The 23,804-nt window shown below is 70.7% G+C and carries 20 protein-coding genes; 11 read left to right on the forward strand and 9 right to left on the reverse strand.

Annotation, left to right across the window (positions count from 1 at the left end; all coding sequences use genetic code 11):
- Positions 1–25 precede the first annotated feature (25 nt).
- Both ACFYZR_RS06395 and ACFYZR_RS06400 read left to right on the forward strand, forming a co-directional pair.
- Positions 26–445 (forward strand): ATP-binding protein, encoded by a 420-nt coding sequence (locus ACFYZR_RS06395; protein ID WP_391906057.1) that lies wholly within the window; start codon positions 26–28, stop codon positions 443–445.
- Positions 446–633: 188 nt separating this feature from the next.
- A complete protein-coding gene (locus ACFYZR_RS06400) occupies positions 634–3,153 on the forward strand; it encodes a SpoIIE family protein phosphatase (RefSeq protein WP_391905791.1) in 2,520 nt (839 codons plus the stop codon).
- A gap of 71 nt (positions 3,154–3,224) precedes the next feature.
- Here the strand turns inward: ACFYZR_RS06400 and ACFYZR_RS06405 are convergent, their stop codons facing one another.
- The 5 genes from ACFYZR_RS06405 to ACFYZR_RS06425 form a co-directional block, all read right to left on the reverse strand.
- A complete protein-coding gene (locus ACFYZR_RS06405) occupies positions 3,225–5,135 on the reverse strand; it encodes a TPM domain-containing protein (protein WP_391905793.1) in 1,911 nt (636 codons plus the stop codon).
- A 202-nt stretch (positions 5,136–5,337) separates the two neighbouring features.
- Complete coding sequence (locus ACFYZR_RS06410; RefSeq protein ID WP_391905795.1) at positions 5,338–6,117, reverse strand: succinate dehydrogenase/fumarate reductase iron-sulfur subunit; 780 nt, start codon at positions 6,115–6,117, stop codon at positions 5,338–5,340.
- A complete protein-coding gene (locus ACFYZR_RS06415) occupies positions 6,114–8,063 on the reverse strand; it encodes a fumarate reductase/succinate dehydrogenase flavoprotein subunit (RefSeq protein WP_391905798.1) in 1,950 nt (649 codons plus the stop codon). The genes ACFYZR_RS06410 and ACFYZR_RS06415 overlap by 4 nt, the downstream gene beginning before the upstream one ends.
- Before the next feature lie 58 nt (positions 8,064–8,121).
- Entirely contained in the window at positions 8,122–8,964 is an 843-nt protein-coding gene (locus ACFYZR_RS06420) for a hypothetical protein (RefSeq protein WP_391905801.1), read from the reverse strand.
- A 52-nt stretch (positions 8,965–9,016) separates the two neighbouring features.
- Positions 9,017–9,319, reverse strand: a complete 303-nt coding sequence (locus ACFYZR_RS06425; RefSeq protein ID WP_391905803.1) for a hypothetical protein — start codon at positions 9,317–9,319, stop codon at positions 9,017–9,019.
- 301 nt (positions 9,320–9,620) lie between these two features.
- On the opposite strand from ACFYZR_RS06425, the gene ACFYZR_RS06430 reads away from it, so the two are divergent.
- The 7 genes from ACFYZR_RS06430 (at position 9,621) to ACFYZR_RS06460 (ending at position 20,205) form a co-directional block, all read left to right on the forward strand.
- Positions 9,621–11,825, forward strand: a complete 2,205-nt coding sequence (locus ACFYZR_RS06430; protein ID WP_391905805.1) for an ABC transporter family substrate-binding protein — start codon at positions 9,621–9,623, stop codon at positions 11,823–11,825.
- A 186-nt stretch (positions 11,826–12,011) separates the two neighbouring features.
- Positions 12,012–13,916, forward strand: coding sequence for a translational GTPase TypA (typA, locus tag ACFYZR_RS06435; protein WP_391905808.1), 1,905 nt, complete (start codon positions 12,012–12,014; stop codon positions 13,914–13,916).
- 390 nt (positions 13,917–14,306) lie between these two features.
- Complete coding sequence (locus ACFYZR_RS06440; protein ID WP_391905811.1) at positions 14,307–15,950, forward strand: ABC transporter substrate-binding protein; 1,644 nt, start codon at positions 14,307–14,309, stop codon at positions 15,948–15,950.
- Positions 15,951–16,115: 165 nt separating this feature from the next.
- A complete protein-coding gene (locus ACFYZR_RS06445) occupies positions 16,116–17,042 on the forward strand; it encodes an ABC transporter permease (RefSeq protein WP_189451621.1) in 927 nt (308 codons plus the stop codon).
- Entirely contained in the window at positions 17,035–17,991 is a 957-nt protein-coding gene (locus tag ACFYZR_RS06450) for an ABC transporter permease (protein ID WP_391905814.1), read from the forward strand. Before ACFYZR_RS06445 ends, ACFYZR_RS06450 begins: the two co-directional genes overlap by 8 nt.
- A gap of 11 nt (positions 17,992–18,002) precedes the next feature.
- On the forward strand, positions 18,003–19,064 hold the full coding sequence (locus ACFYZR_RS06455) for an ABC transporter ATP-binding protein (RefSeq protein ID WP_391905817.1): 1,062 nt from the start codon (positions 18,003–18,005) through the stop codon (positions 19,062–19,064).
- Complete coding sequence (locus ACFYZR_RS06460) at positions 19,057–20,205, forward strand: ABC transporter ATP-binding protein (protein ID WP_391905820.1); 1,149 nt, start codon at positions 19,057–19,059, stop codon at positions 20,203–20,205. Before ACFYZR_RS06455 ends, ACFYZR_RS06460 begins: the two co-directional genes overlap by 8 nt.
- A gap of 66 nt (positions 20,206–20,271) precedes the next feature.
- On the opposite strand, the gene ACFYZR_RS06465 is transcribed toward ACFYZR_RS06460, so the two are convergent.
- The 3 genes from ACFYZR_RS06465 to ACFYZR_RS06475 all read right to left on the reverse strand — a co-directional run bounded on the left by ACFYZR_RS06465 (position 20,272) and on the right by ACFYZR_RS06475 (position 22,042).
- Entirely contained in the window at positions 20,272–20,793 is a 522-nt protein-coding gene (locus tag ACFYZR_RS06465; RefSeq protein ID WP_391905823.1) for a YbaK/EbsC family protein, read from the reverse strand.
- 173 nt (positions 20,794–20,966) lie between these two features.
- Positions 20,967–21,188, reverse strand: a complete 222-nt coding sequence (locus ACFYZR_RS06470; protein ID WP_391905827.1) for a DUF397 domain-containing protein — start codon at positions 21,186–21,188, stop codon at positions 20,967–20,969.
- Positions 21,185–22,042 carry a helix-turn-helix domain-containing protein gene (locus ACFYZR_RS06475; RefSeq protein WP_391905830.1) on the reverse strand — a complete coding sequence of 286 codons (858 nt, stop codon included), beginning with the start codon at positions 22,040–22,042 and terminating at the stop codon, positions 21,185–21,187. The genes ACFYZR_RS06470 and ACFYZR_RS06475 overlap by 4 nt, the downstream gene beginning before the upstream one ends.
- Before the next feature lie 275 nt (positions 22,043–22,317).
- Between ACFYZR_RS06475 and ACFYZR_RS06480 the strand changes: the two genes are divergently transcribed.
- A complete protein-coding gene (locus ACFYZR_RS06480) occupies positions 22,318–22,512 on the forward strand; it encodes a hypothetical protein (RefSeq protein WP_391905833.1) in 195 nt (64 codons plus the stop codon).
- A complete protein-coding gene (locus ACFYZR_RS06485; protein ID WP_391905836.1) occupies positions 22,509–22,871 on the forward strand; it encodes a hypothetical protein in 363 nt (120 codons plus the stop codon). Before ACFYZR_RS06480 ends, ACFYZR_RS06485 begins: the two co-directional genes overlap by 4 nt.
- 14 nt (positions 22,872–22,885) lie before the next feature.
- On the opposite strand, the gene ACFYZR_RS06490 is transcribed toward ACFYZR_RS06485, so the two are convergent.
- Positions 22,886–23,800, reverse strand: a complete 915-nt coding sequence (locus ACFYZR_RS06490; protein WP_391905839.1) for a GDSL-type esterase/lipase family protein — start codon at positions 23,798–23,800, stop codon at positions 22,886–22,888.
- Between the last annotated feature and the right edge of the window lie 4 nt (positions 23,801–23,804).

Raw genomic sequence — 23,804 nt, forward strand, 5'->3', positions numbered from 1 at the left:
GGGACATGCCGGAGCAGCCTGGGAAGTGGTCGGCGTGGGCGACAGCACGGGGACCTTGGCGCATACGCCTGGTTTCGCCGAGTGGAGCTTTCCCGCCGACGCCGCCGCCGTGCGCACCGCGCGCACGCTCGTGCGCGACACCCTGCGCGAATGGGGCCTGGACTCCGTCACCGATGTGACGGTCCTCCTGGTCAGCGAGCTCGTCACCAACTCGCTGCGCTACGCCAGCGGCCCCATCGGGGTGCGCATGTACTCCCACGCGGGACCCACCCTTCTGGTGGAAGTCTCCGACCCGCTGCCCGACCTGCCCCGCGAACGCGTCGCCGAGCCGGACGACGAGGGCGGCCGCGGACTCCAGCTCGTCGCCCTTGCCTCGCGGCGCTGGGGCACCCGCCCGGGAAACACCGGGAAGACGGTGTGGTTCGAGCTGACCCTGCCTGGTTAGTAACCCGGTGGGAAGACATAGCGGGTTGAGACCGTGCTGTGATCGTGAAGTCCGTGTTCCGAAGGCCCCCTGTGCTGGATACTCGGCCTTCTGATGCCGGTGCGAGCACGAGAGCCGGAGGGGACGGGCACGTGAGCGAAAAGCCAGCGGGTACGGCAGGCAGGCCAGAGAGCAGGGACGCCACGGCGATGTGGCAGAACAGTCCGCCCGGCTCCCTGTACGACCACATCCGCGTGGCGTCGTTCTCCCTCGGCCCGGACGGCCGGATCGACCAGTGGAGCGAACGGGCCGCCGAGCTCTTCGGAATAGCTGCCCGGCAGGCCGTCGGCCGGGACCCCCTGGACGTCCTGGCCCCCGTGGTGGAGGGCCGGCGCCGACGGCCCCCCACCGCGCCCTTCCTCGCCGAGGGCGGGCTCGACGGCCGGGCCTGGACGGGCCTGGTGCCCTATCAGCGGGACGGCGACCACCAGGAGGGCCTCGCCGAGATCTATGTGATGCCCAGTGAGAACGGCCGCGGCGACCGTGCCGCGCTCTGCGTCGCCGTCGACGTCCGGGCGCTGCGCGGAATAGAGACGGACATCGCCGCCTCGGAAGCCGTTTTCGGCCAATCTCCGCTCGGCTTCTTCTTCTTCGGCACGGACCTGAGGCTGCTGCGCGTCAACGAGAGTTTCGCCCAGACTTTCGGCCGCCCCTCCGCCTGGCACCGCGGCCGCACCCCCCACGACTTCCTGCCCCGCACCGAGGCCGACCGGCTCACCGCCGCGCTCCGCCAGGTCCTCGACACCGGCAAACCGGTGGCGGACATCCAGCTCGTCGGCCCCGTGCCCGGCCACAACGAACGCCGCCGCTGGTCCGTCTCGCTCTACCGGCTGCACAGCGGCAGCGGCCGCCCCATCGGGGTCGCCGCGATCGCCACCGATGTCACCGGACGGCGCCGCGCCGAGCGCGAGGCCGCCGGCGTCCGCCGCAACCTGGCCCTCCTCAACGAGGCCGGCGCCCGCATCGGCAACTCCCTCGACCTGGAGAAGACCGCCCGCGAGCTCCTCGACGTGGCCGTCCCCCAGTTCTGCGACCTGGCCTCCGTCGACCTCTACCAAGGCCTCCTCGTCGGCGACGAGGCCCCGCCCGGGCTCGCCGACGGCAGCGCCGAGCTGCGCCGCGTGGCCTACTCCAGTGCCGTCTCCGGGGCGCCCGTCACCGGCTCCGGCCCCAAGCCCGTCCAGGTCGGCGAGGTCCACCGCTACGCGTTCCACTCGCCGTGCGCCCAGGCCCTGCGCACCGCCCACGTCCAGGTCGTGCCCGGCCGCGAGAGCGAGGACGGCGACGGGCTCGGCGCCGTCGTGCAGTCCACCCTCGCCGTGCCGATGGTCGCCCGGGACGCGGTGCTGGGCATCGCCCAGTTCTCCCGTACGAAGGGCAGCGAGCCCTTCGGCGAGCGGGACACGGCCCTCGCCGTCGAGCTCGCCGCCCGCGCGGCCGTCTGCATCGACAACGCCCGCCTCTACCGCCGCGAGCACGAGCGCGCCCTCATCCTCCAGCGGAGCCTGCTGCCCCCCGGCGACCCGGAGGCCGCCGGCGTCGAGATCGCCTGCCGCTATCTGCCCGGCAACGCCGCCACCGAGGTCGGCGGCGACTGGTTCGACGTCATCGAGCTGCCCGGCCACCGCACGGCCCTCGTCGTCGGCGACGTCATGGGCCGCGGGCTGCGGGCCGCCGTCGCCATGGGCGAGCTGCGCACGGCCGTGCGCACCCTGGCCATGCTCGACCTGGAGCCGGCCGAGGTGCTCTCCGCGCTCGACGAGATCGCCCACGGCCTAGGCCGCCCCGGCGGCAAGCAGTCCGCCTCGCGCGGCGTCCGCGGCAGCGTCCGCCCCGCCGACCTCTCCGAGGTCTACCTCGCGACGTGCGTCTACGCCGTCTACGACCCGGTCACCCGGCGCTGCACGGTCGCCAACGCCGGCCATCTGCCGCCGGTCCTCGTCGAGGCCGGCGAGCCCGCGATGCTCCTGGAGGTGCCGCCCGGCATGCCGCTGGGCGTGGGCGGCGAGCCCTTCGAGGAGACCGAGATCGAGCTCCCGGACGGGGCGCTGCTCGCCCTCTACACCGACGGCCTCGTGGAGTCCCGTGACCATCCCCTCGACGAGGGCCTCCACGCCTTCCGGGAGGCCCTCGCCGACCCCGAGCGGCCCCTGGAGGACGTCTGCGACCACGTCCTCAGCGCCCTGGACACCCACCACGGCGAGGACGACATCGCCCTGCTGATGGCCCGGCTGCGCGGCCTGAGCCCCGGCTGCGTCGGCGACTGGACCCTGCCACCCGAGCCCCGCTCGGTCGCCCGGGCCCGGGAGCTGGCCCGCCGGCAGCTGGAGGGCTGGGAGCTGGGCGATCTGGTCGACACCACGGAGCTGCTGGTCAGCGAGCTGGTCACCAACGCCCTGCGGTACGGCGAGGGCGAGATCCGGCTGCGGCTGCTGCTGGACCGGACGCTGGTCTGCGAGGTCTGGGACAGCGGGCACGTCCAGCCGCGGCGGCGGCGGGCGCGGGACACGGACGAGGGGGGAAGGGGGCTGCAGCTCGTCGGCCTGCTGAGCGCTGCCTGGGGCAGCCGTCGCATCCCCCACGGCAAGACCGTGTGGTTCGAGCTCGGGCTCCCGGACGGGGACTCGCCTGCGCCGGACGCGGTCGAGGCGTTGCTGAGCCTGTACTGACCGGTTTGTGGGCAATCGTTCCGCAGGGCGGAACGGGTGGGCACAAACCGGCCCACCGGGCCGCACCTTGTTCACCCCGCCAGCCTGCCCCGCGTCGCTCCGCCGCCGAATGTCGCCGGCAGCAGCCCCGCCAGGATGATGCCCCCGAGCAGTGCCCCGCCGAGGGCCCGGGCCGGTGCCGGTGCCGACTCGTCGTCGTACGACGCCCCGTACGTCAGGACGTCGTCCTCGGCCAGCGCCCGCGCCTGCTGCGCGAGCGCCATGGCGCGCGTCGCCTTCGCGACGGCGGTCGCCATGTCGTGCCCGCCGCACAGGCCGATGTGCCGCTCCGCCTCCGTCAGCCGGGTCCGTGCGCGGCAGCCGATCGCGCCCCGGTGGGTGCCGATGTAGTCGCGTGCCGCCGACACCTCCGCGCGGGCCGTGAGGACCGTGCGCGCGGCGCGCGCCTCGCCGGTCACGGCCTCGTCGAGGAGGCGCAGCACCTCCCGGGGGTCGTAGGGGCCGTGGGCCATCGCCCGGCGGGCGGCCTTCAGGGCCGGGGCCGCCTCGGGCCGGCCCGAGGCCTCGGCGAGGACGCTGTGGAGCCGGGTCGTGGCCGCGGTGAGGGCGTGGGTGTGGCGCAGCACGGCGGTGGTGAGGGTGGCGGCCTGGGAGAGGGCGGCCTCGGCGGCGCGCACGGAGACCGCGGCGTGGTCGGGGTCGGCCACCAGGAGGGCCGTACGGGCCTCGGCGAGCGCGGTGTCGGCGAAGGAGAGCCGGTCGCGGGCCTCCCCGGGGTGATCCGCGACGGGGGCGAGGGCGCCCGCGGCGCGGCAGTGGGCGAGCGCGGCGAGCGCCGCCTCGGCGGCGGCGACGCGGGGGGTGAGGGCGCGGGCGGTGGCCTCGGCGCGGTCGACGATGGCGGCGGCGTTGGCCTTGAGGCCCCGCAGCCGGTCGAAGGCCGCGGACTCGGCGTCCAGCCGCCGGTTGGCGCTGGTGCAGCGGGAGCAGATCTCGTCCAGAGCGTGCCGGCGGATCCGTTCCTCCTCGTAGGGGGCGTCGTCCAGGTGCTGGCGGAGCCGGAAGGCGTCGGCCAGCTCGCTCCGGGCGTAGGCCACGGCCTCGGCGAACGGCCGGGTGGCGGCCGCGCCCAGCTGGGCGGTGGCGAAGCGGAGTTCCTCGGCGCTGGTGCGGACCGCGTCGTCGGTGTCGACGAGGTTCGCCGACGCCTCGGCGTCCAGGTCGGGCAGCGCGGTGAGCGGCTGTGCCAGCCGGGCCAGGCCCGGTTCGGTGCTCGTGGCGATGGCCGGGCGGGCGCGGGCCGTCCCGGGGCGGCGGCGGGCGGCGCGGGCGCGCCGGGAGCGCAGGGCGAAGCCGGTGAGGAGGACGAGGGCGCCGCCCGCGATGGGCACCCAGACCGCGCGGTGGCCGGGGAGCAGGCCGTCGCCGCCCGGGTCGCTGGTGCCGGGCTTGATGACGGGGGCGTGGACCGGCTCGCCCCGGAGCACGGACCGGTAGCCGTCGGCGGCGCCGATGGCGGCCCCCGCCCAGTCGTGCTCCTTGAGGGCGGGGGCGATGGCGGCGGTGGCGACCAGCTCCAGCTGGTCCTTGCGGAAGCCGGACAGCTTGTCGGCCGAGACGGCGTACTGGCCGCCGTGGGTGGCGATGGCCAGCAGGATGTCGTGGGGGCCGAAGCCGTTGCGGTCGGCCGTGGCGTCGGCCCAGGCGTGCGCCGCGCGGCCGGAGAAGTCATGGACGTAGGTGACGTAGAGCTGGACGTGGTGGTCGGTGTGCAGCCGTTCCAGGGCCATCTCGACCTGGGCGCGCCGCTTGCCCAGCGCCCCGACCGTGTCGGTGATCCGGCCGGCGGCGTCCAGGTCCAGCGGGGTGTCGGCGCGCGAGGCGGGCACGGTCGGCAGGAGCAGGGCGCACAGTGCGACGAGGGCGCAGATCATGGCCCAGCCCGGCGCCCTCGGCCCGTACCCCCACGAAAGCCGCGTCACGTTTTGGAGCGTATGACCGGATTGGTTGACCCGCTACCGGGGGCGCGCGAGGTTATACGGAGGGTGTTCACGCCCATGTGCGGGCGCCTCCGCCGTCACGCACGCCGCCGAAATGCGCCGGGTGTCGTGCGCCCGGTCGGGCGTACCCCGGCTACGCCGGATGGCGGAGCCGGGGGGTCGCCACGCCTTCCGGCGCCCTGTGTCATCCGGCGCCCTGTGCCTTCCGGCGCCCGATCTTGTTCCCCAGCCACACCAGCGGGTCGTACGAGCGGTCGACGACCCGCTCCTTCAGCGGGATCAGGGCATTGTCCGTGATCTTGATGTGCTCGGGGCAGACCTCGGTGCAGCACTTGGTGATGTTGCAGTAGCCCAGGCCGTGGTCCTCCCGGGCGCCCTTCCTGCGGTCGACCCCGGCCTCGGCGGCCGCGTCCAGCGGGTGCATGTCCAGCTCGGCGACGCGCATCAGGAAGCGCGGCCCGGCGAACGCCTGCTTGTTCTCCTCGTGGTCCCGCACCACATGGCAGGTGTTCTGGCACAGGAAGCACTCGATGCACTTGCGGAACTCCTGGACGCGGTTCACGTCCTCCTGCTTCATCCGGTACTGCCCGGGCCCCAGCTCCGCGGGCGGGACGAAGGAGGGCACCTCGCGCGCCTTGGCGTAGTTGTACGACACGTCCGTGACCAGGTCCCGCACCACCGGGAAGGCCCGCAGCGGGGTGATCGTGACGGTCTCCGCCGGGTCGAGGACCGACATCCGGGTCATGCACATCAGCCGGGGCCGGCCGTTGATCTCCGCGCTGCACGAACCGCACTTGCCCGCCTTGCAGTTCCAGCGCACCGCGAGATCCGGCGCCACGGTCGCCTGGAGCCGGTGGACGACGTCCAGGACGACCTCGCCCTCGTTGACGGTCACCTCGAAGTCGGCGAGGCCGCCACCGTCCGCATCGCCCCGCCACACCTTGAAGCGGGCCTGATAACTCATGAGGTGAGCTCCTCGTCGGTCAGGTACTTCGCCAGTTCTTCCTTCTCGAAGAGCTCCAGCAGGTCCGGCCGGATCGGCTGGGCCTCCTGCCGCTCCAGCCGGACCAGCCCCAGCGCGGAATCCGCCGCCGCGGGCTCGGCCGACTCGTCGGCCAGCCGGCAGACGAGATTGATCCGCCGCCACCGCCGGTCCATCCCCGGGTGGTCGTCGCGGGTGTGCCCGCCCCGGCTCTCCTCGCGCTCCAGCGCCGCCCGGGCCACGCACTCGCTGACCAGCAGCATGTTCCGCAGGTCCAGCGCCAGGTGCCAGCCCGGATTGAACTGCCGGTGCCCCTCCACCCCGGCCCGCCGCGCCCGCGCCCGCAGCCCGGACAGCCGGTGCAGCGCCTCCTCCATCTCCCCGGACCGGCGGATGATCCCGACCAGGTCGCTCATGGCCTGCTGGAGCTCCTGGTGGAGGGTGTACGGGTTCTCGGCCGCGCCCTCCGGTACCTGCCCGGCGCCCCGCGGGCTCTCCGCCCCGAACGGCCGCAGCGCCTCCGCCTCCGCCAGCTCGACATCGGCGTCCGAGACGACGGGCGCCGCCTCCGTGGCGAAGGCGGCCGCGTACCGCGCCGCGTACAGCCCCGCGCGCCGCCCGAAGACCAGCAGGTCGGAGAGGGAGTTGCCGCCCAGCCGGTTGGAGCCGTGCATCCCGCCCGCGACCTCGCCCGCCGCGAAGAGGCCCGGCACGCCCACCGCGGTGGCGGTGTCCGGTTCCACCTCCACCCCGCCCATGACGTAGTGACAGGTCGGGCCGACCTCCATGGGCTCGGCCGTGATGTCCACGTCCGCCAGCTCCTTGAACTGGTGGTGCATGGACGGCAGCTTCCGCTTGATCACCTCGGCCGGCATCCGCGTCGACACGTCCAGGAACACCCCGCCGTGCGGGGAGCCCCGCCCCGCCTTGACCTCGGAGTTGATGGCACGCGCCACCTCGTCGCGGGGGAGCAGCTCGGGCGGGCGGCGGTTGTTGTCCGGGTCGGTGTACCAGCGGTCGCCCTCGGCCTCGGACTCGGCGTACTTCTCCTTGAACACGTCCGGCACGTAGTCGAACATGAAGCGCTTGCCGTCGCTGTTGCGCAGCACCCCGCCGTCACCGCGCACCGACTCGGTGACCAGGATGCCCTTTACCGACGGCGGCCAGACCATCCCCGTCGGGTGGAACTGCACGAACTCCATGTTCACCAGCCGCGCCCCCGCCAGCAGGGCCAGCGCGTGCCCGTCGCCCGTGTACTCCCAGGAGTTCGAGGTCACCTTGAACGACTTGCCGATGCCGCCGGTCGCCAGCACCACCGCCGGCGCCTCGATGACGAAGAAACGGCCGGACTCGCGCTCGTAGCCGAAGACGCCGGAGACCCGGCGTCCTTCCTTGAGGACGCGTGTGACCGTGCACTCCTGGAAGATCTTCAGCCGCGCCTCGTAGTCCCCGTACTCCCGCTCGTCCTCCTGCTGGAGCGAGACGACCTTCTGCTGGAGGGTGCGGATCAGCTCCAGGCCCGTACGGTCGCCGACGTGCGCCAGCCTCGGGTACTCGTGGCCGCCGAAGTTCCGCTGGGAGATCCGCCCGTCCGGGGTGCGGTCGAAGACCGCGCCCCAGGTCTCCAGCTCCCAGACCCGGTCGGGGGCCTCCTGGGCGTGGAGCTCGGCCATCCGCCAGTTGTTGAGGAACTTGCCGCCGCGCATGGTGTCACGGAAGTGCACCTGCCAGTTGTCGTTGTGGTTGACGTTGGCCATGGAGGCGGCGATGCCGCCCTCCGCCATCACCGTGTGCGCCTTGCCGAACAGCGACTTGCAGATCACCGCGCAGCGCAGCCCCTGCTCGCGCGCCTCGATCGCCGCCCGCAGCCCGGCGCCCCCCGCGCCCACCACGACCACGTCCCAGGACTGCCGGTCCACCCGAGTCATGTGAAAGAAGGTCCCTTTGTTCGTTTGTCAGAAGAAGCGCGCGTCTGCCGGACGGATGTCAGAAGAAGCGCGGGTCGCTGAAGGCGCCGCTCGCGACCAGATAGACGTAGAGGTCCGCCACCGCCACGCTCACCAGGGACGCCCAGGCCAGCTGCATGTGGCGGGCGTTGAGCGCGCTCACCCAGCCCCACATGCGGTAGCGCACGGGGTGCTTGGAGAAGTTGCGCAGCCGGCCGCCGACGATGTGCCGGCAGGAGTGGCAGGACAGGGTGTACGCCCAGATCAGCCCGATGTTGGCGAGGAGGACGAGCGTGCCGAGGCCCATGTGGCCCCAGGCGCCGTCCGCGTCGCGGAAGCCCAGGATCGCGTCATAGGTGAGGATTCCCGCGACGATCACCGCGAAGTAGAAGAAGTAGCGGTGGACGTTCTGGAGGATCAGCGGGAAGCGCGTCTCGCCGGTGTACTTCTTGTGGGGCTCGGGCACCGCGCAGGCCGGGGGAGAGGCCCAGAATCCCCGGTAGTACGCCTTGCGGTAGTAGTAGCAGGTCAGCCGGAAGCCCAGCGGGAAGATCAGCACCAGCAGGGCGGGCGACAGCCCCCACCACGAGCCGACGATCCCCCAGTCCGCCCCGCCCTTCATCGGCACGCAGTTGTCCGCGAGGCAGGGGGAGTAGAAGGGCGAGACGTAGGGGGCCGCGTAGTAGTCGGCGCCCGCGAAGGCGCGCCAGGTGGAGTACGCGACGAAGGCGAGCAGCCCGGCGGCCGTGACGGCGGGCGACAGCCACCAGCGGTCGGCGCGCAGATGGGGAGCCGGGATCGCCGCGCGCGAGGAGTGGTGGACGCCGCGCGCGGGCGCCCGGCCCGCGGCGGCGGTGGTTTCGGGGTCGGTACCAGTGGCCAAGGGGGACTCCGGTCAGGAGTGGGTAGGTGGACTCTCCGCCGTGCGGGAGCCGCTAGGGGGCGCGCCGGACCCGGGAGCCGAGCCCCTCCTCGTCCGCGTCCCGCCACAGGGACGCGTCGTACGGGGCGTCGGGGACCTGCACCATCTGCTGGATCTGCTCGATCGGCTGCTGCCGCCCGGGCCGCCCGGCGCTGTCGCGCAGCAGGGCCAGATCGTCCCGCAGATGCTCCGAGTGGGTGCGCAGCCGGCGCACCTCCAGCCCGCCCTTGCCCAGCTGCCGCTCCAGCCGGTCCACCGAGCGGCCCAGCTCGTCCAGGCTGCGCTGAATCGCGTTCAAGTCATCGTTGACGGACATGATGTGGCCTTCCGCTTCGGTGATGGCGGGTGGCGCCCGGTCATGCGACAGAGAGTGTCGCGCGTCACACCCCTCGAGGGGAAGATAGCCGCCTCGATCGCGCCAATGGCGGAACGCGTTCACCGCCGCCCCTTTGGCTGGCGAATCGTTCGGCCGAGTGGGTGGCCTCGGCCGGGGCGGCGACGTGTCGGCACGGCTTCGAACGGGCCGTCGCTTTCAGTGGGCGGCAGCAGACGCCCCGGCGCGGCGCCACCGCGCCGGCCGCGAACGATCCCGGACCGGTCCGGCGGAGGGAGCACCCATGCCACGCGTGGCACCCATGTCGTCCCCGCCGTCGCCCCCGCCCGGGCCCGGTTCCGCCGTCCGCTCCCGCCGTACGCGTCGTGACAGGCCGGGAGCGTCCCGCCGTCCGCGCCGGGGGGCCGTCCTGCTCGCGGCCGCCGTGCTGCTGCCCCTGCCGCTGCTCGCGGGCTGCTCCGGCGGCGGTGGGGAGGAGGACGACGCCGGCCCGCCCGCCCCCCGCGACATCGCGGCCGTCCCCCGCGCCAAGGTCGCCGACCGGGGGACCCTGACCTGGGCCGTCGACGCGCTGCCCGCCACCTACAACGCCTTCCAGTCCGACGCGGACGCGGCCACCCAGCGGGTCGCCGGCGCGGTGCTGCCCACCCTCTTCACCCTCGACGAGCGGGGTCGCCCGCAGCGGGACCCGGACTACCTGGTCTCCGCCGCCGTCACCCAGCGCCGCCCCCGGCAGGTCGTCGTCTACAAGCTCAACCCCAAGGCCGTCTGGGGCGACGGCAGCGCGATCACCGCCGCCGACTTCGAGGCCCAGTGGAAGGCCCTGCGCGGCAAGGACAGCGCCTTCTGGGCGGCCCACAACGCCGGCTACGACCGCATCGACCGCGTGGAGCGCGGCGCGAACGACCGCGAGGTCAAGGTCACCTTCGCCAAGAACCTCGCCGACTGGCCCGTGCTCTTCACCCCCCTCTACCCGAAGTCGGTCATGGCCGCCGGCGGCACCTTCAACGACTCCCTCCGCAAGGAGGCGCCCCAGGCCGCGGGCCCCTTCCGGGTCGCCGCCCGGGACGACAAGCAGGGCACGCTCACCCTCGCCCGCAACCCCCGCTGGTGGGGCGACCCCGCCCGGCTGGAGAACCTGGTGCTGCGGGCCGTGCCGCGCGAGCAGCGCGTGGAGGCGCTGGCGAGCGGCAGGGCCGACCTCGCCGAGCTCACCCCGGCCGCCGCCGAACGCATCATGAAGGTCACCGCCGCGCCGAAGGACAAGTCCGACAAGGACAAGGCCGACAGGGGCAGGGCCGACAAGGACGGCCGGTCACCGGGGCTCACCGGCAGCCGCTCCCCCGTGACCCCGCCCGCGGGCCACCCCTCCGTCGTCGGCAGCCCCTCCGCACCGGGCGGCGGCCGGGCCCGCCCCGACGGCTCCCGGCTGGACGGCGCGAACAAGCCCGCCGCCGCCGATGTGACCGCCCTGCGCGGCCTGGTCGTCCGCAAGTCCCTGGAGCCCGCCTACACCCAGCTGGCCCTCAACGCCGCCTCCGGGCCGCTCGCGGACGAGCGCGTCCGCCGGGCCATCGCCCGGGCCGTCGACCGCAAGGCCATCGCCGAGTACGTCCTGACCCCCCTGGGCCTGCCCGCCGCGCCGCTGGGCAGCCACCTCCTGGTGGCCGGGCAGCCGGGCTACGAGGACAACAGCGACGCCGTCGGCTCCGTCGACCCCCACGCCGCCATGGCCCTGCTCACCGACGCGGGCTGGAAGGAGGGGCACGGCGCCGGCCCGGCGAAGAAGGCCGACGGCGGCGGCGGAGTGCCCGCCCCGGGCGGCGGTACGGGCGACGACGGGGACGACGAGGGCGACGGCGGCGACGACCAGAGCAACGCGGACGCCGTCGCCGACGGCAAGGCCGGCCACGGCACCGCGTACGACAACGGGGGCAAGTCCGGGGCCGCCCCCGCCCGCTTCAAGGACGGCAGGAAGCTCGTCCTGCGCCTCCTCCTGCCCAAGGGCAGCGGCGCCGAGCCGCTGCGGGCCGTGGGCGAGCGGATCGCCCGCCAGCTCGACGCCATCGGGGTCCGCACGGAGCTCGTCGCCGTCGACGACGGCGGCTTCTTCAAGGACCACATCGCCTCCGGCGACTTCGACCTGGCCCTCTACGGCTGGCCCACCGGCCCCTTCCCGGCCACCGACGCCCGCCCCGTCTTCGCCAAGCCCCAGCCCGCGGCCGACGGCTCCCTGGTCGTCGAGCAGAACTACACCCGCGTCGGTACCGACCAGATCGACCGCCTCTTCGAAGCGGCCTCGACGGAGCTCGACGCCGACACGGCGCGTGATCTCGTGGGCCGGGCGGACGCGCGGATCTGGGCCGTGGCGGCGTCCCTGCCGCTGTACCAGCGGCCGGAGCTGGTGGGGGCCCGGCGGACCGTGGTCAACGCCGGCGCCTTCGGGCTGGCCAGTCCCCGCTACCAGGACATCGGCTTCGAGCGGTGAGGGGGCTCCGGCCCCCGTCTCCGGGGGATGAAACCGCAGGTCAGCAGGGCTGAGCCCGGTCCCGGAAAGCCAATCGCGGCGGCGCCCCGTACCATGGAGTGAGGCCGTGGCGTGATCTGCCCGGCAAGGCACGCGTACCGGACCGTACGCGCCGCCATCCACGATTCCGGGAGAAGCGCCGCAAGTATGCCCACGCGCCACGACATTCGTAACGTCGCCATCGTCGCCCACGTCGACCACGGCAAGACGACCATCGTCGACGCCATGCTCAAGCAGGCCGGCGCCTTCGCCGCCCACCAGCTCGACTCCGTCGACGACCGAGTCATGGACTCGAACGACCTGGAGCGTGAGAAGGGCATCACGATCCTCGCCAAGAACACGGCGGTGAAGTACCACCCCAAGGACGGCGGGGACCCGATCACGATCAACATCATCGACACCCCCGGCCACGCCGACTTCGGTGGCGAGGTCGAGCGCGGTCTGTCGATGGTCGACGCGGTCGTCCTGCTCGTCGACGCCTCCGAGGGCCCGCTGCCGCAGACCCGCTTCGTGCTGCGCAAGGCGCTCCAGCAGCGCAAGCCGGTCATCCTGTGCATCAACAAGACGGACCGCCCGGACTCGCGCATCGACGAGGTCGTCAACGAGACCTACGACCTCTTCCTCGACCTGGACGCCGACGAGGACCAGATCGAGTTCCCGATCGTCTACGCCTGCGGCCGTGACGGCATCGCGTCGCTGACCAAGCCGGAGGACGGCACCGTCCCCGCGGACAGCACCAACCTGGAGCCGTTCTTCTCCACGATCCTGGAGCACGTCCCGGCCCCGACGTACGAGGACGACGCGCCGCTCCAGGCCCACGTCACCAACCTCGACGCCGACAACTTCCTCGGCCGTATCGCGCTGCTCCGCGTCGAGCAGGGCGAGCTGCGCAAGGGCCAGACCGTCGCGTGGATCAAGCGTGACGGCACGGTCTCCAACGTCCGCATCACCGAGCTGATGATGACCGAGGCGCTCACCCGCAAGCCGGCCGAGGTCGCCGGCCCCGGTGACATCTGCGCGGTCGCCGGTATCCCCGACATCATGATCGGCGAGACCCTGGCCGACCCGGAGAACCCGGTCGCGCTGCCCCTGATCACGGTCGACGAGCCCGCGATCTCCATGACCATCGGCACCAACACCTCGCCGCTGGTCGGCCGTGGCGGCACGGGCAAGGGCGCGGACGCCAAGTCCGCCGTCAAGGACCGCAAGGTCACCGCCCGCCAGGTCAAGGACCGTCTGGACCGCGAGCTGATCGGTAACGTCTCGCTCCGCGTCCTGGACACCGAGCGCCCCGACGCCTGGGAGGTGCAGGGCCGCGGTGAGCTGGCGCTGGCCATCCTGGTCGAGCAGATGCGCCGCGAGGGCTTCGAGATGACCATCGGCAAGCCCCAGGTCGTCACCAAGGAGGTCGACGGCAAGACCCACGAGCCGGTCGAGCGCCTCACGGTGGACGTCCCCGAGGAGCACATGGGCGCCGTCACCCAGCTCATGGGCACCCGCAAGGGCCGCATGGACAACATGTCCAACCACGGCTCCGGCTGGGTCCGCATGGAGTTCGTCGTCCCGTCCCGTGGCCTCATCGGCTTCCGCACGGAGTTCCTGACGAACACCCGCGGTACCGGTATCGCCCACTCCATCCACGAGGGCCACGAGCCGTGGTTCGGCGAGCTGAAGACCCGTAACAACGGTTCGCTGGTCGCCGACCGCGCCGGTGCCGTCACCGCCTTCGCGATGACGAACCTCCAGGAGCGCGGCGTGCTCTTCACCGACCCGGGCACCGAGGTGTACGAGGGCATGATCGTCGGCGAGAACTCGCGCGCCGACGACATGGACGTCAACATCACCAAGGAGAAGAAGCTCACCAACATGCGCTCCTCCTCCGCCGACTCCTTCGAGGCGATCGTCCCGCCGCGCAAGCTGTCGCTGGAGCAGTCCCTGGAGTTCTGCCGCGACGACGAGTGCGTCGAGGTGACCCCGGAGGCGGTCCGCATCCGCAAGGTCGTCCTGGACCAGAAGGAGCGCGGCCGCACGGCTTCCCGCGCCAAGCGCTGACGCACGCTCAGGCCCCAACCGTCGGGCCCGGCACCGGAACTCCTCCGGTGCCGGGCCCGACGGCGTTTTTCGTCCGGATAGCGGGGCTCACGCTCCGGATGTCGTGTTAACAGTCCGTTTCGTAGGTGTCTGTCTGTGCTGTCTTTGTCCGCATTTCGAACGACTCGCGATGATCGATGTGACCAAAGCGAGACCCAGTAAGAGTGGTTTAAAGGGCGGTCGTAATAAATAGTGGGGTCACTGAGCTCGGGTCAATGGGTCACGCGCTGTGGGGAGCGCCGACTCACGAGCACACTCGAGGTGCCGGTTCCGTCTTTCGCTGTCAGGGGTGTCAGCGGGGGACCGGCGCCTCACTTGTAGCGAAAAGTGGACTCTTGAGGAGGCAAACCCATGCGCGGTGCCAGGAGCGCCAAGTGGGTCACGTGCGCGATAGTCGTGGCGATGGCCGCGACGGCCTGTGGCGGTGACAAGAGCGACAGCGGTGGCGGTCTGACGGACGGAAAGGTCGACCCCAACGGGACGATCACCGTTCAGACCAACGAGCCGCAGAACCCGCTCCAGCCGGCGAATGCCAAGGAGAGCCAGGGTCACCGGGTGCTGAACACCCTGTTCTCGACGCTGGTGACGTACGAATCGGGCACTGCCAAGATCGTGAACGTCAACGCCGAGTCGGTGACGTCCTCGGACGCCCAGCACTGGACGGTCAAGCTCAAGCCGGGCTGGAAGTTCCACAACGGCGAGACCGTGACCGCGCAGTCCTACGTGGACTCCTGGAACTGGTCGGCCAACACCAAGAACAACCAGATCAACTCGAACTGGTTCAGCGACATCGAGGGCTTCGACGACCTCCACCCGGCGGAGAAGGGCGCGGAGCCCAAGTCGGACAAGATGTCGGGCCTGAAGGTCGTCAACGACAACGAGTTCACGGTCACCCTCAAGAACAAGGTCCCGTACTTCAACTACAAGCTGGGGTACATCGTCTGGGCGCCGCTGCCCCAGGCCTTCTTCAAGGACCCCAAGGGCTTCGGTGAGAAGCCGGTCGGCAACGGCCCCTACAAGTTCGACTCCTGGGCGCACAACGACAAGATCGTTGTGAAGAAGTGGGACGGCTACACGGGCCCGAACAAGGCCAAGAACGGCGGCATCACCTTCAAGAACTACACCACCGCCGACGCCGCCTACAACGACCTCCGTTCGGACAACCTCGACTGGGTCGAGCAGATCCCGGACACCTCGCTGACCAGCTACAAGCAGGACCTCGGCGACCGCGCCGCCACGGTGGAGTACTCGGCGATCCAGGACGTCGCCGTCGCGTACTACTCGGACCAGTGGAAGAGCATCGACAACAAGGTCGTCCAGGGCCTGTCGATGGCGGTCGACCGCGAGACGATCACCAAGAACACCCTCCACGGCACCCGCGTCCCGGCCAACAGCTTCGTCGCCAAGGGCGTGCTGGGCTACCAGGCCAACTCCTGCGGCGAGGCCTGCACCTTCAACCCGGAGAAGGCCAAGCAGCTCATCAAGGAGGGCGGCGGCGTCCCGGGCAACAAGATCTCCATCCAGTACAACGCCGACCTGAACCACAAGCCGTGGGTCGACGCGGTCTGCAACAGCATCCGCACCAACACCGGTGTGGACTGCGTCGGCGACTCCAAGCCGAACTTCAAGGCGGACCTCGACACCCGCGAGAAGAAGCAGGTCAAGTCGCTGTACCGGTCGGGCTGGAACCTCGACTACCCCGTCAACGCCAACTTCCTGCGTGACCTCTACGGTTCCAAGGCCGACGGCAACCAGGGTGGTTACGAGAACAAGGAGTTCGACGAGCTCGCCGCCAAGGCGGACAACGTCAACTCCCTGGACGAGTCGGTGAAGCTCTACCAGGACGCCGAGAAGGCCCTGACCAAGAAGCTTCCCGTCATCCCGCTGTGGTACTACGCCGTGAACTCCGGCCAGTCCACCAAGGTGTACGACAAGATCAAGTACGGCCAGGACGGCGAGCCCCTCTTCTGGGCCATCCAGGTCAAGCAGAAGTAACCCCGAGGGCGGCAACGCCCAGGTACTCGTACACCCGCAAGGCCGGTGCCGCCGACCCGTCGGCGGCACCGGCGCTCCCGCACATCCCCGGCACCGCAATTCCCCCCACACGCAAGGGAAGTCAGGCTGTCCGGCGTCGCGGGCTGCGACTGACTTGGAGGCATGATGGGGCGTTATGTCGCGCGGCGACTGCTCCAGATGATCCCGGTGTTCATCGGGACCACGCTACTGATTTTCCTGATGGTGCACTGGCTCCCCGGCGACCCGATCAAGGCGCTGTGGGGCGACAAGGTGCCCGACCCGGCCCAGGTCGAGGCGCTGCGCCACAAGTACGGCTTCGACCTGCCGCTGTGGCACCAGTACTGGAACTACATGACCGATCTGTTCCAGGGCAATTTCGGTGAGACCTTCGGCGGCCGGCAGGTCTCCGACGTGATGGGCGAGGCCTTCCCGGTCACCATCCGGCTGGCGGTCGTCGCGTTCGTCATCGAGGTCGTCCTCGGCATCACCCTCGGCGTCTTCGCGGGCCTCAAGGCCGGCAAGGCGCTGGACACCGCCGTCCTGGTCTTCACCCTGCTGGTGATCTCGGTCCCGGTCTTCGTCCTCGGCTACATCTTCCAGACCGTCTTCGGCGTCCAGCTCGGCTGGGTGACGCCCAACGTCAGGAACTCCGAGGACATCACCGAGCTGATCCTGCCGGGCGCCGTGCTCGGCTCGCTGTCGCTGGCGTACGTGGCGCGGCTGACCCGCACCACCATCAGCGAGAACCTGCGCTCCGACTACATGCGCACCGCGCTCGCCAAGGGCCTGCCCCGGCGCCGGATCGTCGGTGTCCACCTGCTGCGCAACTCGCTGATCCCCGTCGTCACCTTCCTCGGCACCGACATCGGCGCCCTGATGGGCGGCGCGATCGTCACCGAGGGCATCTTCAACGTCCAGGGCGTCGGCCAGCAGCTCTACCGGGCCGTCAACCAGGGCGAGGGCACGACCACCGTCGGGATCGTCACCGTCCTGGTCCTCGTCTTCCTGTTCACCAGCCTGATCGTCGACCTGCTCTACGCGGTCCTGGACCCGAGGATCCGGTATGCCTGACGTGACCAAGACCTCCGGCACGGCGGCGACCGAGACCGCCGGAAACGGGACGGCCGCCGTCATCGCCGCTCCCGCGGCCGCCGGCAAGCCCCGCAGCCTGTGGAGCGACGCCTGGCGGGACCTGCGGCGCAACCCGTTCTTCGTGATCTCCGCGCTGCTGATCGTGCTGCTGCTGGTGATGGCCTGCTGGCCGTCGCTGTTCACCAGCACCAACCCCCGCAACGGCGACCTCACGCACCACTTCCTCACCAAGCCGTCGTACGGCGACGTCTTCTCGGCCGACTGGTTCGGCTACGACAAGCAGGGCCGCAGCATCTACGCGCGTGTCGTCTACGGCGCCCGCGCCTCGATCAGCGTCGGTGTGCTCGTCACCATCGCCGTGACGGTCCTCGGCGGCCTGGTCGGCATGATCGCCGGCTACTACGGCGGCTGGGTCGACTCGCTGCTCTCCCGCCTCACCGACATCTTCTTCGGCATCCCCTTCTTCCTCGGCTCGATGGTCATCCTGGTGAGCTTCTCGGACCGGAAGGTGTGGGTCGTGGCCGCCGCCATGGCCTTCCTGGGCTGGACCCAGATCGCACGAGTGATGCGCGGTTCGGTGATCACCACCAAGCAGTCCGACTATGTGACGGCCGCCCGGGCGCTGGGCGCGGGCACCGGGCGCATCATGTTCCGGCACATCCTGCCGAACGCCATCGCGCCCGTCATCGTCGTCGCCACGATCGCCCTCGGTGGCTACATCGCGGCCGAGGCCACGCTGTCCTACCTCGGTCTCGGCCTCTCCGAGCCGACGATCTCGTGGGGCATCGACATCTCGGACGCCAAGGACTCCATCCGGGACAACCCGCATGTGATGTTCTTCCCCGGCGGCATGCTCTGCATCACCGTGCTCGCGTTCATCATGCTCGGCGACGCGGTGCGCGACGCCCTCGACCCCAAGCTGCGCTGAGGGAGGCGTACGTGACCACTGCGACCGAGAAGACCGCGAACGCCCCCGAGCCGGCGGCCGACGGCGACAAGAACGTCCCGCTGCTCGAAGTGCGCGACCTCCATGTGGAGTTCCACACCCGCGAGGGCGTCGCCAAGGCCGTGAACGGCGTCAACTACACCGTCGACGCCGGTGAGACCCTCGCCGTGCTCGGCGAGTCCGGTTCCGGCAAGTCCGTGACCGCGCAGGCCATCATGGGCATCCTCGACATGCCCCCCGGGAAGATCCCGCAGGGCCAGATCCTCTTCCGCGGCCAGGACATGCTCGCCATGTCCGCCGACGAGCGGCGGAAGATCCGCGGCCGGAAGATCGCCATGATCTTCCAGGACGCCCTGTCCTCGCTGAACCCCGTCCTCAGCGTCGGCTACCAGCTCGGCGAGATGTACCGGGTGCACCAGGGCCTCTCCAAGAAGGAGGCCAAGGCCAAGGCCATCGAGCTGATGGACCGGGTTCGCATCCCGGCCGCCAAGCAGCGTGTCGACGACTACCCCCATCAGTTCTCGGGCGGTATGCGTCAGCGCATCATGATCGCGATGGCGCTGGCCCTGGAGCCGGACCTGATCATCGCCGACGAGCCGACGACCGCGCTGGACGTCACCGTCCAGGCCCAGGTGATGGACCTGCTGGCGGAACTCCAGCAGGAGTTCAACATGGGCCTGATCCTGATCACCCATGACCTGGGCGTCGTCGCCGACGTCGCCGACAAGATCGCGGTGATGTACGCGGGCCGGATCGTCGAGACCGCCCCGGTCCACGAGCTCTACAAGCGCCCGGCCCACCCGTACACCAAGGGCCTGCTCGACTCCATCCCGCGCCTGGACCAGAAGGGCCAGGAGCTCTACGCGATCAAGGGCCTGCCGCCCAACCTGCTGCGCATCCCGGCCGGTTGCGCGTTCAACCCGCGCTGCCCCATGGCGCAGGACAGCTGCCGAACGGACGTTCCGGTCCTCCACCAGGTGACCGAGCGGGACGGCGCGGAGCTCGCCGGCCGCGGCAGCGCGTGCCACTTCTGGAAGGAGACGATCCATGGCTGAGAGCAGCAAGAAGGACGAAGCTGTGGACGCGACGCCGAACGTCTCCGAGGTGGAGGTCAGCGACGCGTCCACCACCCAGGAGGTCGAGGCGGTGCTGGCGGCCCCCGTCGAGCGCGGTGAGCCGATCCTCCAGGTGCGCAACCTGGTCAAGCACTTCCCGCTGACCCAGGGCATCCTCTTCAAGAAGCAGGTCGGCGCGGTCAAGGCCGTCGACGGGGTCTCCTTCGACCTCTACCAGGGCGAGACCCTCGGCATCGTCGGCGAGTCCGGCTGTGGCAAGTCCACCGTCGCCAAGCTGCTGATGACGCTGGAGACGGCCACCTCCGGCGAGGTCTTCTACAAGGGCCAGGACATCACCAAGCTGTCCGGGCGCGCGCTGAAGGCGGTCCGCCGCAACATCCAGATGGTGTTCCAGGACCCGTACACCTCGCTCAACCCCCGTATGACGGTGGGCGACATCATCGGGGAGCCCTTCGAGATCCACCCGGAGGTGGCCCCCAAGGGCGATCGCCGCAAGCGGGTCCAGGAGCTCCTGGACGTCGTGGGCCTCAACCCCGAGTACATCAACCGCTATCCGCACCAGTTCAGCGGGGGCCAGCGGCAGCGCATCGGCATCGCGCGCGGCCTGGCCCTCAACCCCGAGATCATCATCTGCGACGAGCCCGTCTCGGCGCTGGACGTCTCGGTGCAGGCGCAGGTCATCAACCTGATGGAGAAGCTCCAGGACGAGTTCAACCTCTCCTACGTCTTCATCGCCCACGACCTGTCGATCGTCCGGCACATCTCGGACCGCGTGGGCGTGATGTACCTGGGCAAGATGGCGGAGATCGGCACGGACACCGAGATCTACGACCACCCGACGCACCCCTACACCCAGGCGCTGCTCTCCGCCGTCCCGGTCCCGGACCCGGACGCGCGCGAGCGCCGGGAGCGGATCATCCTGACGGGCGACGTGCCGTCCCCGGCCAACCCGCCGTCGGGCTGCCGCTTCCGTACGCGCTGCTGGAAGGCGCAGGACAAGTGCGCGGAGGAGGTGCCGCTGCTGGCGGTGCCGGAGGTCTTCGCGGGCAAGTCGACACCGGCGGCGCACGAGTCGGCGTGCCACTTCGCGGAGGAGAAGGACGTGGTGGGCGCGGCGTAGGGCTTGTCGTCGTCCCACCGGAGCGCCCGGGCCGATCGAGGATCGGCCCGGGCGCTTCCGTATGCGTCAGGCGACAGCGATTTCCTCGACCCGAGGCTCCGCGACCTTGAGGTAATCGCTGGTGGAGAGGGCGAGCGAGCGGTCGAGACGGGCGGCGTTGAAGAAGAACTCGGGGTGCCCGAGCAGCCCCGGGTCGACGATCAGCTCCAGCTCCGGGTCGAAGGAGAACGGCAGGATCGTCCCGCTCACGCACCGCGAGAGCCGCTCGGCGACGTCCTGCGAGGCGAACCCGGCGTAACTCCCGCCGAGCAGCCCCTTGATCGCGGCGAGGTCGACGCGCCTGTCGCCGGCCACGACGGCGAGCACGTACCGCTTCTCCTTCTTGCCCAGCTTCACCATGACGACGATGCACTTGGCGGCCTGCTCCAGGGAGTGCCCCCGCAACCGGCTCACGGCCTCGGTGCCGCCCTCGGCCTCGTGCTCGATCACCCGATAGGCGGCGCCGCGTTCGTCGAGCAGGGCGACCAGCTTCTCGTAGGTCTTGTCGGTCTCGTCGGTCTTGTCGTAGACGGCCTCGTTCGCGCTCATGTCCCCACCCGTGTCTGCGTGTACGAATTAGCTTCAGGGTGCATGAGTATGGCAGAGGGCGGTCGGCCCCCGGCCGAGGCCAGCGGCTGAGGCGCGTGCGATGGCGGCGGTAACGGCCCCGAGAGCGAGGCCCACGGTGGCGGGTGTGTTTCGACAGGCGATGGACACGGTCGTCAATGACCGATGCGCCCGGTTTTAACGCCTGTGACGAAGGCTGACCATGCGCTGGTCTCGAAGAGCAGGGCGGGTCCGTGAGGGTTCTTGCTGTCGCGGACGGGGGTGAGATCGGGTAAGTCGTCGGCTATCTCAAGGCAGTCGGACTGGACGCCGCTGTAGCTGCTCTTGCGCCATGGGGCGTCGCGCAGGTCCACGTCAGAACGGTTGCTGTGGCTCATTGGAGATCCTTCACGACGTGGGAGATGAACTTGCGTGACGGCGTCACGCCCAGCGCCGCTGTATGCAGCTTGTCGAACACTCGGCTGTAGGTCGCAAGGTCGGATTGCCGCTCAAGTCGGATGTTACTGACACCGGACTCGGTGTACACCACGTCGAGATCGCTGCGGATGGGGAATTGAAGGATGGTGAACGATCCCATCAGCCCTGCGTGGCCACCTGATGCGAACGGCAGAACCTGGAGGGTGATGTTGGCTTCCTCCGACGCTTCCAGCAGGTGATGGAGCTGCTTGAGCATGACGTGCGGCCCACCGATCGAACGTCGCAGGGCCGCCTCGTCCACGACCGCCCACAGGTTGAGAGGTGACGCGCGGCGCAAGGTGGCGCTCTGCCGAGCCAGGCGGACGTTCACCAGGGCGTCTACGGCCTCCGGTCTGGCGTCGGGTGCGAGCGCGTTGATGACGGCGCGGGTGTATCCCGGTGTCTGAAGCAGGCCGGGGACCAGCGTCATCTCGAACGTTCGCTTGGAGGTGGCTTCTGTCTCCAGTGCGATGTACGACGTGTATCGCTCGGCGAGCACGTCTGCGTAGGGCGTCCACCACATGCGCCCTTTGCTCTCCCTCGCCAGGTTGACGAGGCTCTCCCGAACCTCGGGATCCGTGAGCTCATAGAGATCCAGCATCGCTTCGAGCTCATGAATGCGTACTCCGGAGCGGCCGTTCTCGATGCGGCTCACCTTTGTCTGGTGCCAACCGAGACGTCGTGCCATCTCGTCGGCCGTGTGTCCCAGACCCTCGCGCAGGGAACGGAGTTCCGCTCCGAGCATGCGGCGGCGGATGGTGGGGATCGCAGGCATGACCCAGCCTCCAGGTGCGTTGCGAAGGCGCTTACGCGCCCAGTGTTGCGCATGAAGCCCCTTGCCCTGGCGGCGAATTCCTCCGTGCGTATGCACATTGCTGGATTGTGTTGCGACGTCCTTGGCCGGCGGGCATGCTGCGTCACGTGCCCTCGCCGGGACGGGTAACCGTTGCGGTGGGGTCATCTGGGCACCCGCGTGTGCCCAAACCAGAAGCCCCGGCGGCCGCTGACACGACCCCGGGGCATGGCCAACGCTGCTCTAGGAGCGTCGACGTGGAGAACTCTATCTTCCGTTGGTTCGGCTGGGCGAGAGCCCTGTTCGTGCCCAGTCGAACCAGCCGTAGGACCTGTACGCGCTGTGCCGCCGGCGCGGTACGGACCCCGGCGAAACCGCCGGAGCCGGACTACACCGTGGTGATCACGGCGCACGGCATCGACTTCGTCCCGCGTCAGGAGAACGCGCGGTGACCGCCCCTGAGATCGGGGCGGTCGTCCGCGACGTCGGGCGGGACCGCGTGGGTGAGGTCATGGCCGTCGTCGGCGGGCGGGTGCTGCTCAGGGCTCCCGGTGGCGGCCGGGAGTGGGAGGCGCTGCCGGGCGACCTGCGCCCGGCGGTCACGGGGGACGCGCTCCGCGCCCGCGTCGCGGACGTCAACGAGCGCAGCCGACGCGAGGCCGCGCTTGCGCACTCGCAATCGCCCTCACGCTGCCGGGTCTGCTGGGAGATCAAGCAGGGCCGGTACGCGGCCGTCGAGGCCGGCGACCGCGACGAGGCCACCCGGCTGGCGACCGCAATGGGGCGGCACCAGCGGGAGGCGCATCCGTAGGTGAGCGAGAGGGGTCAGCTGCCGATGGCGCCGAGGTGCTGGTGGAGCGCCTCGTGCCCCTCGGGGCCGGGGTGCAGACCGTCGACGAGCAGATGGGCCCGCTCGCGCAGCGGCTCCCACATGTCGAGGAAGTCGACGTGGTTCGCGTCGCACCAGGCCCGCAGGGACACGCGCAGTTCCAGCGCCCGGGCCCGGGTGAAGCACAGGCCCTCGTAGTCGGGGGCGTGCTCCTCGTCGAGCCATATCGGCCCCGCGACGACGAGCCGCGCGTTGTGGCTCAGGGCGGTGGCGGCGAGGGAGTCGAGGCTGTCGGCGATACGCGTCAGCCCGTCGGGAACGGCCGCGTCGTTGATGCCGGCGGCGACGAGGAGGGTGTCGGGCAGGCGAGGGGCCAGCAGCGTGGGCGTCTGCTCGCTGACGTCGGCGAGGGTGCTGCCGGGGATGGCCAGGTTGAAGACCCGGTGCGTGGCCTCGTTCCGCGCGATGTGGGCGGCCGCCAGCCGCGCGGCCCACCCGCCCTGCGGGTCGCAGCGGCCGTAGGCGATGCTGTCGCCCACGATCACGATGCGCTGCGCCGGGCGGAGCGGATTCGCGTCGAGGTAGGCCCAGGCGGTCTCCCCGGAGGAGAGGCACACGCGCCGGCGGGCGTAGTCGTCGACTTCGTAGTCGTCGGCGGCGGCGAGGTCCTCGTCGGTGAGGTGCAGGACGGCACCCTCGACCACGGCGCCGATCCTGCGCTCCAGGGTCAGGTGGACGTCGAGGCCGCTGGTGGCGATCACGGACTCGTCCGTGATCCGGATCGGGCGGGTCGTGTATCCGGCCAGCGATGCCGGGGACGTGGGCACGGACCGGCCGAAAAGCTCTTTCTGGACCCGTTCGTCCAGCAACGTGCCGAAGGAGAACAGGGTGTGGGGACGGGACTCGATCACCGCA

Source organism: Streptomyces sp. NPDC001678, assembly GCF_042892945.1.
Lineage (GTDB): Bacteria > Actinomycetota > Actinomycetes > Streptomycetales > Streptomycetaceae > Streptomyces.